This window comes from Actinospongiicola halichondriae, assembly GCF_049103745.1.
GTDB classification, from domain to species: Bacteria; Actinomycetota; Acidimicrobiia; order Acidimicrobiales; family Salinilacustritrichaceae; genus Salinilacustrithrix; species Salinilacustrithrix halichondriae.
This window is the reverse complement of sequence record NZ_CP171622.1, coordinates 316,912-332,519: the sequence shown is the minus strand read 5'-3', so window position 1 is coordinate 332,519 and position 15,608 is coordinate 316,912. Positions and strand designations below refer to the sequence as shown.

Below are 15,608 nucleotides of genomic sequence, written 5' to 3'. Positions count from 1 at the left end.
GTTCGATGACGCGCGGCCTGGAGGGCCGGATCCTCGACCTCGGCGGCGCCGAAGCCCACCGGTCGCTCTGGTCGAACGCCGATGCGACGATCCTCGACGGGGTGGCCGATCCCACCCTGTTGTCGCTCGTCGACCGGTCGGAGCGCTTCGACGTGATCGTCTCGGTGATGCAACTCGCGACGGTGGCCGATCTCGCCGGCACGATCTCCCGCCTCAGCCGCCTCCTCGGGCCCGACGGACAGCTCCACTTCCTGGAACCCGGCCGCCTCACGGGCGTAACCGGCCGGGCCCAGCGGCTCGCGGCGCCGATGGTCACCATCAGCACCGGATTCCGCCTCGACCGCGACATCCCGCACCAACTGCGCACCAACGGCTTGTCGGTGACGTCGCTACAGCGGCATCGCAACGGCACGACACAGTGGTGGCACCGTCTGCTCGTGGAGGGCACCGCCCATCGGGCCCTCCCCCTTGCTCGCAACGACTGACCGCTGCGTCCCCGCCCGCTGCCGGGTGTCAAGACCGGAATGACCCGATCGGGCCATGGTCCCGAACGGCTCGTCCCGGGACAATGCGGACGGTGGCATCCCTCAAGATCGACCGAGATCGGCGCGACGCGCTCGTGCTGCGGGCAACCGCAGTGCTCGCCGGCATCGCCACGCTCTTGTCGATCCTCAGCGGCGAACTGCTGACCGCCCTCCTCGCTGCGCTGGTGACCGTGTCGATCTGGCTGGTCATCCGTCGATCGGGCCGCATCATGCTCACCGACGGCGAACTCGACCGACTCCGCCAGGCCGAACTCGCACTCGGCGCAGTGACCGATCCACACGATGCAGCGCGAGAACTGGCCGAGCACGCGATTCAGTTGCTCGGGGCCCGGTCCGCCGTCGTCCTCGTCGAAGGCATCGGTGACACCGTCCGAGTGTCGGCCGGCCCCACCGCGGTCGAGGACGTCTACGGCTCGGGCTCGAAGATGCGGCTGCTCGACGATGCCGGCGTGCCCTGCGGGTCGATCGCGGTGTCCGCCCGTGCCGACGGTCGGCCCTACACCCCACGTCACGAACGAATCCTCGACGCGCTGGCCGAGCGGGTGTCCACCACACTGCATCAACTGTCGCTGCTCACCGAGGTGCGGGCCGAACGCAAGAAGCTGGCCGACCTGTTCGGTTCGTCGTCCGACGGCATCTTCTCGGTCGGCTCCGACCTGCGCGTCCGGTCGTGGAACCCGGCCATGGAGCGCATCACCGGGGTCTCGGCCGTCGTCGCCATGGAGCAACACGTCACCCAGTCGTTCCGGCCCGCCGACGTCGACGGTCGCCCCCGGCACGGCTCCGCCGACCCGGGCCGGTCGGGAGCGATGGTCGAATCGATCCTGCTCTCGATCGACGTCGGCGACGAGCAGCGCTGGCTCACGTGCTCGTACGCGCCCCTGTCCGACGGCGGCTACGTGGTGATCGCTCGTGACGACACCGAGCGCAAGAAGCTCCAGGACGACAAGGACGGATGGATCGCCCAGGTGTCGCACGAACTGCGCACGCCGCTGACGCCCATCAAGGGTTTCATCCACACCTTGATCCGGCGCGATGCGCAACTGGGCACCGACGACCGCCAGAAGATCTACGAGATCATGCTCCGGGAAGAGCAGCGTCTCGAGAGTCTGGTCAACTCGCTCCTGCGTTCGACGCAGCTCGACCAGGACGGACTCGTGGCCGACGTCGCGCCGGTCGACTGGGTGGCCATCGTCACCGAGCAGGTCGGCAACTTCCGGCGCCAGGACCCGAGCCGCACCATCGAACTCCGCGTCTCCGACGACGCCCGCACCGTCACCACCGACGCCGACGTGGCCACCGGGATCCTCACCAATCTGCTGTCCAACGCCCTCAAGTACGCCGATCCAGGCACCTCCATCGAGGTCACCGTCGAGACCGCGACCAACGCACCCGGCGGCGACGACCTGGTGACCAGCGTGGTCGACCACGGGCCGGGGATCCCACGCTCGGACCAGGATCGGATCTTCGACAAGTTCACCCGGCTGGGCGACCACCTGACTCGCCCGCAGCAGGGTGTCGGGCTCGGGCTCTACATCGCTCGACGATCGGCCGAGAAGCTCGACGGACGCCTGTGGGTCGACCAGACCGACGGTGGCGGTTCCAGCTTCCGGTTCACGCTCCCGATGGTGGCTGCCCGCGTCGAACCACCGGTCGAGGCCCCCGTCGCGCGATGACGCGACGTTCGCACTGACCCCAGACCCGCGTGGGTCCTCAGGACTCGGTGATGGTGACCGACTCGATGATGTGCGTGGTGGTCGGCGTGCCCGTCGGGTCGCCGTCGGCCTCGATGGCCTGGACGACGTCCATGCCCTCGATGACCTGACCGAACAGCGAGTAGCGAGCCTCGCCACCGACCGCCTCGACCAGCGTCTTGGCACCGTTCTCCGAGGTGACGATGAAGAACTGGCTGCCGTTGGTGTCCGGGCCCGAGTTGGCCATGGCCAGCGAACCGGCCTGGTAGTCGTCGGGGTCGGGAAGCTCGTCGGCGATCTGGTAGCCGGGGCCGCCGGCGCCGGTGCCCTGCGGGTCGCCGCCCTGGAGGACGAAGTCGGGGATGACCCGGTGGAACGTCAGACCGTCGAAGTACTTGTACCGGGCGAGGTACACGAAGTTGTTCGCCGTCACGGGAGCGGTGTCGTCGGCGAGCTCGATCACGATGGTGCCGGCGTCGGTCACCATCGTGGCCGTGTAGGTCTTCTCGGTGTCGATGCACATGTCCGGCGCCGCCGGGAAGCTCTGTGTCTGCTCGGCCGAACCATCGGTCGGCGGGCACGGCAGCGGATCGGCCTCGGGGGTCGAGTCGTCGGGCGTCGAGTCGCTCGGGTCCGTGGTGTCGTCGACCGCACTCGTGTCGGTCGTCGCGGCCACCGGCTCGTCGTCGTCCTTGGTCAGGACGGAGAACCCGATGGCGAAGGCCAGGAACGCGACGACGGCTGCGCCGATCATCACTCCCCGACGGCGGACGTTCTCCCGTTGCTCGGTCTTGCGAAGCTCTTCGATCTTCGCCTGACGAGCCTGCTTCTGCCGTTCACGCTTTTCAGTACCCACGGTCGGGTGACCGTACTCGGTCCTCCCGCCTCCGACGGAGTCACGCTCCGTACGGCCCGCGCCGCGTTGGGGACGTGGACTCTCGCAACCGGTGCCGCTACTGTGCGTAGCAGTCAGGCCACTTCTGGGCCTGTTCTATGGTACGTCAAGCTATTTCGAGCTGCGAGAAGACGTGCGGGAGGGGTTCCACCACGATGGCGACCGAAGAAGCGGGCGGCGAGTCGACCTTCTCCGTCGAGGTCGGCCAGCGTCTCCGTGCGGTGCGACGTCTCCGCAAACTGTCCCTCGACGACGTCGAGCGCGAGAGCGGCGGCCAGTGGAGCGCGTCGGCCATCGGCGCCTACGAGCGCGGGTTCCGCAACCTGAGCCTGCCCCGCCTGCGCGAGCTCGCCGAGTTCTACGACGTACCGATGTCGGTCCTGCTCGGTGAGTCCGACGACGACGACGACACGGACCGCCCGTCGAAGGTCATCCTCGATCTGGTCGCGCTGTCGGGCATCCCCGAGGCGGAGGCGATCCATCGCTACGCCCGGTCAATCATCCTCGAGCGTGGCGACTTCAACGGCCGTGTGCTGTCGATCCGCAGGGACGACCTGCGGGCCATCTGCTCGCTCCTCCACGCCACCGAGACCCAGACGTTGCAGCAATTGCGCGACTGGGAGGCGTTGGTGGAAGTCAGCTGAACCCGTAGCGTCGACGTTCGTGCTGACAGTCCAGAAATTCGGCGGGACGTCCGTCGCCGACCCCGATCGGATCCGCGAGGTCGCCGACCACGCCGTCCGCACCCGCAAGCGCGGGACCGACGTCGTCCTCGTCGTGTCGGCGATGGGCAAGGAGACCGATCACCTGCTCCGCCTCGCCGAGGACGTGAGCCGCACCAAGCCGTCGCGTGAGATGGACATGCTCATCACCGCCGGCGAGCGCAAGGCCATGGCCCTGGTCGCGATGGCCATCTCCGACCTCGGCGTCCCGGCCCAGTCGTTCACGGGCTCCCAGGCCGGGTTCATCACCGACACGACCCACACCGACGCCAAGATCATCGAGCTCCGGCCCGAGCGCATCGCCGAGGCGATCGCCGCGGGGTGCATCCCGGTGATCGGCGGCAGCCAGGGCGTGTCGACCGACAAGAACGTCACGTTCCTCGGCCGCGGCGGCTCCGACACCACCGCCGTCGCGATCGCACATGCACTCGGTGCCGAGATCTGCGAGCTCTACACCGACGTCGCCGGCGTCTACTCCGCCGATCCCCGAATCGTCGCGAAGGCCGGGCGCATGCCCGAGATCAGCTTCGACGAACTGCTGGAGATGACCGCGACCGGGTGTCCGAAGCCGGCCATGCGATCGGTCGAGTTCGCCCGCCGCCACGAGGTCAAGCTGCACATCCGGTCCGCATTCACCTGGGAACCGGGCACGATCGTCAAGGAGCACACCGACATGGAACAGGCCGTCGTCAACGCCGTCACCCACGACACCAGCGAGGCCAAGGTCACGGTGTCGGGTGTGTCCGACCAGCCCGGCATCGCGGCGCGCATGTTCACCGTGTTGGCCGAGTCGGGCATCAACGTCGACATGATCGTGCAGAACACGTCGGAGCACGGCCGCACCGACATCTCGTTCACGGTCCCCCACGACGAGGCCGAGGCCGCCACCGAGCTGATCAACAGCCTCTCCGGTGAGGTCGGCGCCGCCGCTTGTGGCTATGACCACGACATCGGGCGCGTCTCCGTGGTCGGTGCGGGCATGAAGTCGAACCCCGGCGTCGCCGCCAAGATGTTCCAGGTCCTCGCCGACAACGACATCAACATCGAGATGATCTCGACGTCGGCGATCCGGATCTCCTGCGTCGTCCAGCAGTCCCAGGTCGAGGACGCCGTCGAGTTGCTGCACACCGCCTTCGACCTCGACGTCTGAACCAACTGGCTGTGTGATCCGGGCCATCGCTCGTAGCCTGGAACGCATGAAGGTAGGAATCCTCGGATCAACCGGCCAGGTCGGCGGCGTCATGCGACGCCTCCTCGCCGAACGCAACTTCCCCGTCGACGAGATGCGCTACTTCGCCTCGTCACGCTCGGCGGGCCGCACCCTCCCGTGGGGTGACCGCGAGATCACCGTCGAGGACTCGACCGAGGCCGACTACTCCGACCTCGACGTCGTCCTCGCCTCTGCCGGCGCCACCGCGTCGCGAGCCCTCGCCGAGAAGATCGCCGCCTCCGGGCCGATCGTCATCGACAACTCGTCGGCCTTCCGGATGGACGACCGGGTCCCGCTCGTCGTCCCCGAGGCCAACGCCGACGCCCTCGACGACATCCCGATCGGCATCGTCGCCAACCCCAACTGCACCACGATGGTCGCCATCCCGGTGCTCGCCCCGTTGCACCGCGAAGCCGGACTCGAGGCCCTCGTGGTCTCGACGTACCAGGCCGTCTCCGGCGCCGGCCTGTCGGGTGTCGACGAGTTGGACGCCCAGATCCGCAAGGTCGGCGACAAGGCCCCCGGCCTGACCCACGACGGTCGCGCCGCCGAGTTCGGCGAGCCGGACAACTTCGTCAAGCCGATCGCCTACAACGTGCTGCCACTCGCCGGCGCCATGGTGGACGACGGGAGCGAGGAGACCAACGAGGACCAGAAGCTGCGCAACGAGTCGCGCAAGATCCTCGGCCTCCCCGACCTCCCGGTCTCGGGCACCTGCGTCCGGGTACCCGTGTTCACCGGTCACTCGCTCAGCATCAACGCCCGGTTCGCTCGGCCGATCTCACCCGATCGGGCTCGCGAGATCCTCGCCTCGGCCCCCGGCGTGCAGTTGGCCGACGTGCCCACACCGCTCGACGCTGCGGGCATCGACGACACGCTGGTCGGACGCATCCGGGTCGACGAGACCGTCGAGAACGGCCTCGCGCTGTTCCTCGCCGGCGACAACCTTCGCAAGGGCGCCGCGCTCAACACCATCCAGATCGCCGAAGAACTCCTCCGCCGACGCGGCTGACCGAGACGGTCAGCAGGTGCAGGGCTGCGTACCGCAGCCGGGGCAACCGGTGGCATAGCGCTGGGCTGCCTCGTCGAGGCTGAGTCCGAGCTGGTGCGCGAGCGACGCCACCCAGGCGATCACGTCGCCGAGTTCGTGGAGCTGTTGAGCCGGCGTGCCCTTGCGGGCCGCCTGCGCGAGCTCACCGACCTCCTCGCACAACCACGCCACCGAAGGCGCGATCCCGCGGTCGACATCACGGTCGCCGTAGGTCGCGGCGATGCTCTCCTGGAAGTCAGCGATGTCCATGGGTATCCACCGTAACGGCCGACCCGGTGGCCACACTGGGCGCTGATGCGTCAGCTCGCTCGGGGAGTGCTGGCCACGCTCGTACTGCTGATGTCCGCGTGTGGCACCGACAACGGCTCCGCCGCCCCTGCGACCGCTGCGGCCCGTCCCGTCGTCGACACCGCGCTGGCGTCGGCCTCGAAGATCAGCACGCCGAACGACGTCGTCGCCACGAGCACCGGTTCGTTCACGATCGCCGTGACGAGCCCCGAAGGCATCGCCTCCCCGGGACTCGACGCCGCGGTGTCCGTGCTCGCTGGTCGACCGGACACCAACCTGGTCGTCACGGCGCCGGCCGCCGACGTGCGCGACACGGCGGACGCCCGAGCCACGACCGCGTTGGCACCGGTCGAGACGGAGACCATGACCGGCCACGTGGCAGCGGCGGTCAACGGGGGCATGCTCGACGCCGTCGAGACGGTCACCGCACCGGGAGCGGCGCGTCCCGATCTCGTGGTGATCGGGCTGACCGATGACGCCGCCACGGGGTCTGCTGCCGCCGCTGGAGCGACGTTGGCCGTCGAACGGGGCATCCCCGTCCTGATCGTCGTGGTCGGCGGCGACGACCCCGACCTGGCCGGGGCGGCGATGCTGCTGTCGACGATCACCGACTACGAACTCGACCTGCTCGTCGCCGAACCGACGGTCCACGTCCTCACCGTTCCGGCGTGCGAGGCAGGATCGGTGCGCGGCCCGGTGCAGGTCGATGCCGCCGAGATCGACGAGCCGACGCCCACGGTCGACTGCACCAGTCCCGACACCGGGCCGTTCGACGACGAGACCGAGGCGTGGGCGGCGGGGCACGCGACCCTCGCCGACTGGGGTCAGCTCATCCCATAGAGACGTTCGATCGGCAACTCGATGATCAGCCGCCGGTCGGCGACCATGGCGGCGCGGTACTCGTCCCAGTCGTCGTGCTCGCCCGCGACCTCGCGGTAGTACGACACGAGCGCCTCGACGGTCTCGTCGTCGGGTGATGCCGCCACCGGCATGAGCGAGGCCGTGCCCTCGACCACCGTGTAGGCGTAGAAGTCGTCACGGGTCACGTGGAGGCTGGCGCGGGCGTCGCGTCGCAGGTTCGCCGTCTTCGCTCGTCCGTCGGTCACCGAGATCCGGATCACGTCGTCGTCGCCGACGACGTAGGCGACGTTCGACAGTTGCGGACGCCCGTCCTTCTTGAGCGTGACCAGCACTCCGTGGTGCCGGTCGTCGAGGAGGGTGCGGAGCGCGTCGGGAGCCATGCCTGCGACAACACCCACTCGCACGGGACGATTCCCGTACCGTCCCCCTCGTGGCCGCCCTGACCGTGCTCGCACTCGCCGTGCTGGCGCACGCGCTGGTGTCACAACGACTGCGCTCCACGGTCGTTTCGGCGCCGATGATCTTCGTCGCCGTCGGTCTCCTCACGGGTCCACAGGCACTCGATCTCGCCCGGATCGACCTCGGCTCCGAGGAGGTCATCGTCCTCGCCGAGCTGACGCTGTCGATCGTCCTGTTCTCCGACGCGGTCCGTGTCGATCCTCGCATGGCGCGGAGCTTCGTCGGGATCCCCGCCCGGATGCTGGGACTGGGGCTGCCGATGGTGATCGGCTTCGGCACCGTGATCGCCCGCGTCGCGCTCGGCCTCGAGTGGGCCGAGGCCGCGCTCCTCGCGTCGATCCTCGGAGCGACCGACGCCGCCCTGGGGCAGGCGGTCCTCACCGACGACAGCGTGCCTGGCCGGATCCGGAGTTCGCTGAACGTCGAGTCCGGACTGAACGACGGACTCGCCCTCCCTGCCGTGACCCTGTTCACGGCGATCACCGCCGCCGAGTCCGGGGCCCGTCCGCCCTCGTACTGGATCCGGTTCGTCGCCGAACAGATCGGCTTCGGCATCGCCGCTGGCGCCGTCGTGGGCATCGCTGCCGGCTGGTTGCTGGTCCGGGCCCGCCGCGCCAGTTGGGTCGACGGCGTCGACGGGCAGTTGGCCGCGCTCGCCCAGGTCGGCCTGGCGTTCGTGCTGGCCCACGAGATCGGCGGCAACACCTTCATCGCCGCCTTCGTGGCCGGCCTGGCGTTCCGCTTCATCGGCCGCGACGACGCGGAGTACCTGTGCGAGTTCACCGAGGACGGCGGCCAGCTCTTCGCGAGCATCACGTTCGTCGTGTTCGGCAATGCGCTCCTGGGCCCGGCGCTCGGAGCCCTGACGATCCCCATCGCGGTGTGCGTGGTCGCGACGCTCACGATCGGTCGGATGATCCCGATCGCCGTGTCGCTCGTCGGGACCGGCCTACGGGCTCCCACCGTGGTGTTCCTCGGCTGGTTCGGGCCTCGAGGACTGGCGTCGATCCTGTTCGCACTCACGGTCATCGAGGGATCGGACCGCGAGGTCGACGACACCCTCTTCGTCGTCGTCGCCTGGGCAGTGCTCTCGTCCGTCGTGATCCACGGCGCCACTGCCAGTTGGGGGGCACGTCACTATGGCGCCTGGTTCGCCGCGCACCGGGCGGCGACCCACGACCAGGACGCGATCATGGAGGACGACCCCGACGGGGAGTCACCCGTCCTGCGGCCGCGGTGGACACCGCGGCCGTCGCCCGACGTCAGCGACTGATCTCGCGCAGCAGGCCGGTGTCGACGTCGTAGACGAAGCCGCGGACCCGCTTGTGGGCGAGGAACGGGCTGGCCTCGATCCGGCCCATCGACTGGCGGACGCTCTGGTCGAGGTCGGTGAAGGCCTCCATCGCGAACGACGGGCGGATGCCGGTCTCGGACTCGATCTCGTCCTTGAGGTCGTCGTCACGGAACGTCAGCCCGCCACAGCGGGTGTGATGGACCAGCGCGATCTCCTCGGTCGCCAGCTTGCGCTGCGAGATGATCAAGGACCGGATGACGTCGTCGGTGACCACGCCGCCGGCGTTGCGGATGATGTGCGCCTCACCGAGCTCGAGGCCGAGCATGGCGAACACGTCGAGCCGTGAGTCCATGCACGTCACCACGGTGAGCTTGCGTTGCGGAGCGGTCGCGAGCCCCGCTTCATGGAAGTTCTCGGCGTAATCGGCGTTGGCTGCAACGAAGTCGTCGATGGTGCTCATGACATGAGAATCCTTCACCACTCGAGCTCGTCGCAACCCCGGTGGTCGGCGGGTTCGACCTGGAGCGTGGCGTGGGCGATGGCGTACCGCCCCTGGAGGAGGTCGCGCGCCTGGTCGAGCACCTGATGACTGTCGGTCTGGTCGTCGATCACGAGGTGGACCGAGGCGTTCTCCATCTCCGAGGTCAGGGTCCACACGTGGAGATCGTGCACGTCGATCACGCCGTCCAGAGCACGCAGATCGGCGGTGATTCCGAGGAGATCCGTGTCCGGAGGTGCCGACTGGAGGAGGACTCGTACGGCCTGCGCACCGAGGCGGTAGGTCCGCGGCAGGATCCACAGACCGATCGCCGCGCCCACGACCGGGTCGACCCAGGCCCACCCGAACACCTCGAGCAGGACAGCTGCGATGATCACGCCGACCGAGCCGAGCGTGTCGGCGAGGACCTCGAGGTAGGCGCCCTCCACGTTGATGCTCTCCTTTGCCCCTTCGCGGAGCAGGAGGAAGGCGATGAGGTTCACGACGAGGCCGATGGTGGCGACGACGAGCATCGGGATGCCGAGGACTTCCGGTTCGCTGGTGATGCGTCGGATCGCCTCGACCAGAACGTAGATCGCCACCCCGAAAAGCAGGAGCGCGTTGACGAACGCCGCCAGGATCTCGAGCCGGTACAGACCGAAGGTGTGGTGACCCACGTCGTCGCGCCGGGAGTGCCGGCTGGCCAACTGGATCGCGGCCAGCGCCATGCCCAGGCCGATGACGTCGGTGAGCATGTGTCCGGCGTCGGAGATGAGGGCGAGCGAGTTGGTGAGCACCCCGCCCACGGCCTCGACGACGAAGAAGACGGCGATGAGCACGAACGAGATCGCGAGCCGGCTCTGGTGACGTGCTCCGGCGCGGAGCGCACCGGCGCCGTGGTTGTGGCCGCCGTGGGAGTGGTCGTGCCCCATCAGCCGTCTCCCCGGTGGGCGAGGTGTTCTCTCGACAGGTCGAGGAGTTGGCGGACGTGGTCGTCGTCGAGTCGGTAGAAGATCGAACGACCGTCTCGCCGGTTGCGCACGATCCCCGCCGACCGCAGCAGACGCATGGCATGCGACACCGTCGTCTCGGATGTCTCGACCGCTTCGGCGATGTCGCCCACGTTCATCTCACCGGCTTCGAGGAGGGTGTAGAGGATGCGGACCCGTGTCGGGTCGCCCAAGAGCTTGAAGCTGTCGGCCAGCTCTGCGGCCTCGTCAGTTGATATCTGCACATCTGTGAAGGTATTCGATCAGCGTTGGCGGGCACAAGACCGGCCGGCCGCATACCGTCGCGTCGATGGACGGCGCTGCGCTCGAGATCACCCCGAGCCGAGAGAGCTCGGTCGGCAACCATCCGGTCCGGCGCGCACTGCCTCGGCGGGAGCGACGGACGGTCGGCGCGTGGTGTTTCGCCGACCACATGGGCCCGTCCGCCTACGGCGAGGACGACCCGATCGGGATCGGACCACATCCGCACATCGGACTCCAGACCGTCACCTGGCTCGTCGCCGGCGAGATGCTCCACCGCGACAACCTCGGCACCGAGCAGACCATCGCACCCGGCCAACTCAACCTGATGACTGCAGGTCGCGGCGTGTCCCACGCCGAGGAGGGGATCCATCCGCGTGGCGACCTCCACGGCATCCAACTGTGGGTCGCCCAGCCGGAGCGGACCCGCCACGGCGACGCTGCGTTCGAGCATCACGCGGAGCTTCCCCGACTCGAACTCCCCAACGCCTCGGCCACCGTGCTCGTCGGGTCGATGGGCGACGTCACGTCGCCGGCGCGCCGCGACACCGACCACTTCGGCGCCGAGATCCTGCTCCGCAACGGGACCACGGTGGTCCCGGTCGACGACCGGCACGAGCACGCGCTCGTGGTCCTGTCGGGTGCGATCGAACTCGACGCCCAGCCGATCCGACCGGGCCTGCTCGGCTACGTCCCCGTCGGTCGCAGCGAGCTGCCGATGGTCGCCGTCGAGCCGACCAGGCTCATGCTCCTCGGCGGCGAGCCGTTCGAGTCGAGGATCACCATGTGGTGGAACTACGTGGCCCGCGATCGGGACGAGATCGACCAGGCCAACCTCGACTGGGCATCCGGACACGACCGCTACGGCGACACCGGCTCGTCATGGACCCGGATCCCGGCGCCGACGCCGCCGTGGAGCTCGTCCACCGGGACGCGCTGAGCCGACCGCCCCGTCAGAGCGCCGGGGACGGCCGGACGAACAGGCGAGTCGAGACGTCGCGACCCACCAGCCCGACGAAGAAGGCGAGGACCGACACGCCGGCGATGGTCGCACCGCCTGCCGTGCCGTGATGGAAGCTGAGGAGCAGGCCGACCACCACGCTCGCCGAGCCGACCAGGACGGCGCCGATCATGATGGCCGGGACCCGCCGCACGAAGAGACTCGCGGTCGCCGGCGGCCCCACGAGCAGGCCGAAGACCAACAACGTGCCGATCGCCTGGAAGCTGGCCACGATGCTGACGGCCAGCAACGTCAACAGCGCAGCGTGGGCGAGCGCGGGGTGCATCCCCAGCGTGAACGCCTTGTCGCGGTTGAAGGCGAGCGCGAGGAACGGCCGGTAGAGGACGATCGTCGCGACGAGGACCAGCGCGGCGGCGATCGTCTGCGTCCGGATGTCGCCGGCGGTGACGCCCAGGACGTCGCCGAACAGCAACGAGGTGACGTCGGTGGCGAACGAGTCCGACCGCGACACGATCACGATCCCCAACGACAACATGCCGACGAACAACAGACCGATCCCGGTGTCCTCGCGGACGACCGTTCGACTCGAACACGACAGAGATGAGCCCGCTCATCACGAGCGCCGCGAGGAGTGCCCCCAAGACCGGGCTGAACCCCCACAGGACCGCCAGTGCGATCCCGGGGATGACCCCGTGTGCGAGCGCATCACCGAGGAAGGCGAGGCCGCGGAGCACCACCCAGGTACCGACCAGCGACGTGGCCACGACGGCGACGAGACCGCCGATCAGCGCCCGCTGCATGAACGCCGGCTCGAAGGCCTCGGTGAACCAGGTGATCACGACGCTCCACCTCCGAGGGCCTCGGCGATGCGGGTGGCATTGGTCCGGACCATGTCGACGTAGGTGGCGCCACCGCTCCCGTCGGCGCCCAGCGACTCGGTGAAGAGCTCGACCACGGCGACCTCGACTCCGGCCTCCGCGGCCAGCGTGTCGGCCAACTGCGACGGCGACGACGTCTCCACGAAGATGGCGCGTACGCCGGACGACCGGATCGTGGTCGCGAGCGAGTCGAGATCGCGAGCGCTCACGGCATCGTTGGTCGAGGCCCCCGGTACGACAGTGCCGACGACCTCGAATTCGTAGCGGTCGGCGAAGTAGTCGAGGACCTCGTGGTTGGTGACCAGGAGCCGGGCATCGGCCGGGACGACGGCCACGATGTCCTCGACCTCGAGGTCGAGCTCGCGGAGTCGGTCGACGTACGCGGGTGCCGACGCCAGCTCGAGGTCGACGAACGCCGGCACCTCGGTCGAGAGGAAGTCGACGATGCCTTCGGCAGCGTCGGCCATGCGGTCGGGGTCGGTGAAGAAGTGGGGATCGACGGTCTCGCCGTCGGGGAGCGTGAGGCTCGACACTGCTCGGATCGCCTCGAACGTCGGCACGCCGTCGGACTCGGCGGCGCGGACCGCGTCGACCAGCCCCTCCTCGAAGCCGGCGCCGTTCGCGATCAGCGCATCGGCACCGGTCATCGCCGCGACCTGCTGGGCCGAGGGCTGGAAGCCATGAGGGTCCGTTCCTCTGGGCATGATCACCGTGACCGTGGCGTCGTCACCGACGAGCTGCTCGACCACGTCGCCGAGCACGGTCGTGGTCACCACGATGCTCGGACCGGCGGCGCTGTCGGCGCCTTCGTCCGCACCGCAGGCAGCGACGAAGACCGCGACAGCGGCAGCGATGACCACCAAGATCCGAGTTCGCACGATCGACCGCTCCTACCAAGAATGAGACTTGCTCTCGGAACGCTATCGCCCGAGTGACCAAAACAAGAACGAGACTCATAACGATCTTTGGCGATACGCTCGACTCGATGGCCACCACCGACACCCACGAGGTCGTACAGACGAGGCTCCGCCACAACGACCAGCGGTACACGACCCGGCGTCGTCAACTCGTCGACATCCTCATCGCCGACGGTGGCCCGATGACGATCCCCCAGATCCTCGAGGCCGCGCCGGCGCTCGCCCAGTCGAGCATCTACCGCAATCTCGGCGTGCTCGAGGACGCCGGGGTGGTCGTGCGCATCGTCACGTCGGACGACTTCGCCCACTACGAGCTCACCGAGGAACTCACCGAGCACCATCACCACCTCATCTGCGCCGACTGCGGCGACGTCGCCGACTTCTCGCTCCGCGAGTCGGTCGAGACCGAGCTCGACCGGGCCCTGCACGCCGCAGCGCGCAAGGCGGGCTTCGACATCCGCCATCACCGTCTCGACCTCGTCGGGCAGTGCGCGGGCTGTCGATCGTGACGTCCGTCGGCATCGCCCCGCTCGCCGTCCGCGGGCTCCGGGTCCGCTACGGCAGCCGCGTGGCGCTCGAGGACGTCGACTTCATCCTCGACCACGGGTCGACGCTGGCCGTGATCGGACCGAACGGGTCGGGGAAGTCGACGCTGCTGTCAGCGATCATGGGCCTCGTCACCCCCGACGCCGGCTCGATCGACCTCGGCGGGCGGAAGAGCGCGATCGTCCTGCAGTCGACCGCGGTCGATGCAAGCCTCCCGATCACCGTTGCCGAGACCGTACGGATGGCCCGCTACGCCGACCGCGGGCTCCTCGCTCGCTTCGGCCCCGACGACCGGACGGCAGTCCAGGAGGCCCTCGCCCGGGTCGACGTGGGCGACCTCGTGGGCCGTCAGCTCCACGATCTCTCCGGTGGCCAGCGACAGCGTGTGCTCGTCGCCCAGGGGCTCGCCCAGGAAGCAGACCTCCTCCTGCTCGACGAACCGGTCACCGGCCTCGACCCTGTCTCACGCGACGTCATCCTCGACGTGATCGACGGTGAGCGAGACGCAGGGCGCTCCGTCGTGATGACGACCCACAACCTCGACGACGCCCGGAGATGCGATCGCGTGCTCCTCCTGGCCACGCGCCCGATCGCCTTCGGGACGCCCGACGAGGTGTTCCAGGAGGACCACCTCCGCGAAGCGTTCGGCGGACGGGTGCTCCAGCTACGCGACGGCGGGTTCCTGATGGACGATCCGCACCACGATCACTGAACCTGCGTCAGCGTTCGAGGCTCTGGGCGAGCCGGTCGATCGTGGGCCGGAGGATCATCGTGTAGGTGTCGGCGATGGCCGTCTCACGGTGTTCCTGCTGCGCCCGGAGTCGATCAGGGTCGAGCGCGACCGCCATGAAGGCGGCCTTGCTCGGGAAGGCGTTGAAGCGCGCCTGGTGCCACTCACGCCCATCGCCCACGATCGTGCCTTCGACACCGAACCACGCAGAGATCCGGACGCCGTGTGGGACCGCGACGTCGCCGGCGTGCTTCTGGTACTCGACCATGTCCGAGTCGGCGCCACCGGGGTGGAAGCGGATCAGGTGCAACAGCGTGACCGGGCCGTCGTCGTCCGTCGGCGGATGTGGGACGTCGGACCAGTCGGGGAAGCTCGACGGGTCCTCGCCCGCCGACGGGTCCGGGATCGGCTGGCAACCCGCCACGATGGTGGTGGCCATGCCCGCCTGCTTGTGGACGTGCTTCGCCTGGAAGTCGGGACGCGACTGCATCTCGATGAACGACCGGCGGGTCGGGTACTTGACGATGCCGACTCGGTCCCACTGCGGAGCGTCACCGAGGAGTTGCGTGTCGACGTCGGCGATGAAGACCGGTTCGGCCCCGATGTCCTCGAGCACCTCGATCGGCGCGTACCGGTCGTCGGCTTCGCGGCCGGAGACGGTGCCAGCGATGCCGTCGCCGTAGTCGGCCACGTCGCGGTAGTGCATGAGGTTGACCATCCAGATCGGTCCGTCGTCCTCCGGCGACGTCGCCGCCAGGCGCAACGCGTAGTCACGATCGACTCGTCCGTAGGTGGGCTCCGCCGTCTCCATGCGCCCCATTGCGCCCAG

General features: G+C 68.8%; 19 protein-coding genes and 1 pseudogene. 10 read left to right on the top strand and 10 right to left on the bottom strand.

Features of this window, described 5'->3' with window-relative positions:
• Positions 1 to 5 precede the first annotated feature (5 nt).
• Complete coding sequence (locus tag AB8619_RS01780) at positions 6 to 485, top strand: hypothetical protein (RefSeq protein WP_436794744.1); 480 nt, start codon at positions 6 to 8, stop codon at positions 483 to 485.
• Between the two features lie 92 nt (positions 486 to 577).
• Positions 578 to 2,221: an ATP-binding protein gene (locus AB8619_RS01775; protein ID WP_436794743.1), complete on the top strand. Its 1,644-nt coding sequence runs from the start codon at positions 578 to 580 to the stop codon at positions 2,219 to 2,221.
• 37 nt (positions 2,222 to 2,258) lie between these two features.
• On the opposite strand, the gene AB8619_RS01770 is transcribed toward AB8619_RS01775, so the two are convergent.
• Positions 2,259 to 3,095 carry a peptidylprolyl isomerase gene (locus tag AB8619_RS01770; RefSeq protein WP_436794742.1) on the bottom strand — a complete coding sequence of 279 codons (837 nt, stop codon included), beginning with the start codon at positions 3,093 to 3,095 and terminating at the stop codon, positions 2,259 to 2,261.
• A gap of 194 nt (positions 3,096 to 3,289) precedes the next feature.
• On the opposite strand from AB8619_RS01770, the gene AB8619_RS01765 reads away from it, so the two are divergent.
• The 3 genes from AB8619_RS01765 to AB8619_RS01755 are packed head-to-tail and all read left to right on the top strand — an operon-like array spanning position 3,290 to position 6,078.
• Entirely contained in the window at positions 3,290 to 3,778 is a 489-nt protein-coding gene (locus AB8619_RS01765; RefSeq protein WP_436794741.1) for a transcriptional regulator, read from the top strand.
• A 22-nt stretch (positions 3,779 to 3,800) separates the two neighbouring features.
• Entirely contained in the window at positions 3,801 to 5,006 is a 1,206-nt protein-coding gene (locus AB8619_RS01760) for an aspartate kinase (protein WP_436796334.1), read from the top strand.
• 46 nt (positions 5,007 to 5,052) lie between these two features.
• Entirely contained in the window at positions 5,053 to 6,078 is a 1,026-nt protein-coding gene (locus tag AB8619_RS01755; protein ID WP_436794740.1) for an aspartate-semialdehyde dehydrogenase, read from the top strand.
• Between the two features lie 9 nt (positions 6,079 to 6,087).
• Here the strand turns inward: AB8619_RS01755 and AB8619_RS01750 are convergent, their stop codons facing one another.
• On the bottom strand, positions 6,088 to 6,366 hold the full coding sequence (locus tag AB8619_RS01750; RefSeq protein WP_436794739.1) for a MazG nucleotide pyrophosphohydrolase domain-containing protein: 279 nt from the start codon (positions 6,364 to 6,366) through the stop codon (positions 6,088 to 6,090).
• Positions 6,367 to 6,411: 45 nt separating this feature from the next.
• Here AB8619_RS01750 and AB8619_RS01745 point away from each other — a divergent pair, with 45 nt between their 5' ends.
• Positions 6,412 to 7,245, top strand: a complete 834-nt coding sequence (locus AB8619_RS01745; RefSeq protein ID WP_436794738.1) for a hypothetical protein — start codon at positions 6,412 to 6,414, stop codon at positions 7,243 to 7,245.
• Here AB8619_RS01745 and AB8619_RS01740 read toward each other — a convergent pair.
• Positions 7,230 to 7,646, bottom strand: a complete 417-nt coding sequence (locus AB8619_RS01740; protein ID WP_436794737.1) for a PPOX class F420-dependent oxidoreductase — start codon at positions 7,644 to 7,646, stop codon at positions 7,230 to 7,232. The two genes, AB8619_RS01745 and AB8619_RS01740, sit on opposite strands and share 16 nt — an antisense overlap.
• Positions 7,647 to 7,696: 50 nt before the next feature.
• Between AB8619_RS01740 and AB8619_RS01735 the strand changes: the two genes are divergently transcribed.
• Complete coding sequence (locus AB8619_RS01735; RefSeq protein ID WP_436794736.1) at positions 7,697 to 8,998, top strand: cation:proton antiporter; 1,302 nt, start codon at positions 7,697 to 7,699, stop codon at positions 8,996 to 8,998.
• On the opposite strand, the gene AB8619_RS01730 is transcribed toward AB8619_RS01735, so the two are convergent.
• The 3 genes from AB8619_RS01730 to AB8619_RS01720 are packed head-to-tail and all read right to left on the bottom strand — an operon-like array spanning position 8,988 to position 10,731.
• Positions 8,988 to 9,479, bottom strand: a complete 492-nt coding sequence (locus tag AB8619_RS01730) for a beta-class carbonic anhydrase (protein WP_436794735.1) — start codon at positions 9,477 to 9,479, stop codon at positions 8,988 to 8,990. The two genes, AB8619_RS01735 and AB8619_RS01730, sit on opposite strands and share 11 nt — an antisense overlap.
• Before the next feature lie 14 nt (positions 9,480 to 9,493).
• The gene (locus AB8619_RS01725) at positions 9,494 to 10,429 is read right to left on the bottom strand and encodes a cation diffusion facilitator family transporter (protein WP_436794734.1); all 936 of its coding nucleotides are present in this window, start codon (positions 10,427 to 10,429) and stop codon (positions 9,494 to 9,496) included.
• On the bottom strand, positions 10,429 to 10,731 hold the full coding sequence (locus AB8619_RS01720) for an ArsR/SmtB family transcription factor (RefSeq protein ID WP_436794733.1): 303 nt from the start codon (positions 10,729 to 10,731) through the stop codon (positions 10,429 to 10,431). Before AB8619_RS01720 ends, AB8619_RS01725 begins: the two co-directional genes overlap by 1 nt.
• Before the next feature lie 65 nt (positions 10,732 to 10,796).
• Here AB8619_RS01720 and AB8619_RS01715 point away from each other — a divergent pair, with 65 nt between their 5' ends.
• Positions 10,797 to 11,687 carry a pirin family protein gene (locus AB8619_RS01715; protein WP_436794732.1) on the top strand — a complete coding sequence of 297 codons (891 nt, stop codon included), beginning with the start codon at positions 10,797 to 10,799 and terminating at the stop codon, positions 11,685 to 11,687.
• A 13-nt stretch (positions 11,688 to 11,700) separates the two neighbouring features.
• Here the strand turns inward: AB8619_RS01715 and AB8619_RS01710 are convergent, their stop codons facing one another.
• The 3 genes and pseudogenes from AB8619_RS01710 to AB8619_RS01700 all read right to left on the bottom strand — a co-directional run bounded on the left by AB8619_RS01710 (position 11,701) and on the right by AB8619_RS01700 (position 13,464).
• The gene (locus AB8619_RS01710; RefSeq protein WP_436794731.1) at positions 11,701 to 12,255 is read right to left on the bottom strand and encodes a metal ABC transporter permease; all 555 of its coding nucleotides are present in this window, start codon (positions 12,253 to 12,255) and stop codon (positions 11,701 to 11,703) included.
• 100 nt (positions 12,256 to 12,355) lie between these two features.
• Positions 12,356 to 12,508: pseudogene (locus AB8619_RS01705) on the bottom strand (metal ABC transporter permease); the annotation flags it as partial.
• Between the two features lie 35 nt (positions 12,509 to 12,543).
• On the bottom strand, positions 12,544 to 13,464 hold the full coding sequence (locus tag AB8619_RS01700) for a metal ABC transporter solute-binding protein, Zn/Mn family (protein ID WP_436794730.1): 921 nt from the start codon (positions 13,462 to 13,464) through the stop codon (positions 12,544 to 12,546).
• Positions 13,465 to 13,571: 107 nt separating this feature from the next.
• On the opposite strand from AB8619_RS01700, the gene AB8619_RS01695 reads away from it, so the two are divergent.
• On the top strand, positions 13,572 to 14,012 hold the full coding sequence (locus AB8619_RS01695) for a Fur family transcriptional regulator (RefSeq protein WP_436794729.1): 441 nt from the start codon (positions 13,572 to 13,574) through the stop codon (positions 14,010 to 14,012).
• Entirely contained in the window at positions 14,009 to 14,761 is a 753-nt protein-coding gene (locus AB8619_RS01690) for a metal ABC transporter ATP-binding protein (protein ID WP_436794728.1), read from the top strand. The genes AB8619_RS01695 and AB8619_RS01690 overlap by 4 nt, the downstream gene beginning before the upstream one ends.
• A gap of 7 nt (positions 14,762 to 14,768) precedes the next feature.
• Here the strand turns inward: AB8619_RS01690 and AB8619_RS01685 are convergent, their stop codons facing one another.
• Positions 14,769 to 15,590 carry a hypothetical protein gene (locus tag AB8619_RS01685; protein WP_436794727.1) on the bottom strand — a complete coding sequence of 274 codons (822 nt, stop codon included), beginning with the start codon at positions 15,588 to 15,590 and terminating at the stop codon, positions 14,769 to 14,771.
• Positions 15,591 to 15,608: the final 18 nt, after the last annotated feature.

Coding starts and splice junctions, on each gene's coding strand:
- AB8619_RS01780 (WP_436794744.1), top strand. CDS start 6: ATGACGCGCGGCCTGGAGGGCCGGATCCTCGACCTCGGCGGCGCCGAA.
- AB8619_RS01765 (WP_436794741.1), top strand. CDS start 3,290: ATGGCGACCGAAGAAGCGGGCGGCGAGTCGACCTTCTCCGTCGAGGTC.
- AB8619_RS01755 (WP_436794740.1), top strand. CDS start 5,053: ATGAAGGTAGGAATCCTCGGATCAACCGGCCAGGTCGGCGGCGTCATG.
- AB8619_RS01750 (WP_436794739.1), bottom strand. CDS start 6,366: ATGGACATCGCTGACTTCCAGGAGAGCATCGCCGCGACCTACGGCGAC.
- AB8619_RS01745 (WP_436794738.1), top strand. CDS start 6,412: ATGCGTCAGCTCGCTCGGGGAGTGCTGGCCACGCTCGTACTGCTGATG.
- AB8619_RS01740 (WP_436794737.1), bottom strand. CDS start 7,646: ATGGCTCCCGACGCGCTCCGCACCCTCCTCGACGACCGGCACCACGGA.
- AB8619_RS01730 (WP_436794735.1), bottom strand. CDS start 9,479: ATGAGCACCATCGACGACTTCGTTGCAGCCAACGCCGATTACGCCGAG.
- AB8619_RS01725 (WP_436794734.1), bottom strand. CDS start 10,429: ATGGGGCACGACCACTCCCACGGCGGCCACAACCACGGCGCCGGTGCG.
- AB8619_RS01715 (WP_436794732.1), top strand. CDS start 10,797: ATGGACGGCGCTGCGCTCGAGATCACCCCGAGCCGAGAGAGCTCGGTC.
- AB8619_RS01695 (WP_436794729.1), top strand. CDS start 13,572: ATGGCCACCACCGACACCCACGAGGTCGTACAGACGAGGCTCCGCCAC.
- AB8619_RS01685 (WP_436794727.1), bottom strand. CDS start 15,590: ATGGAGACGGCGGAGCCCACCTACGGACGAGTCGATCGTGACTACGCG.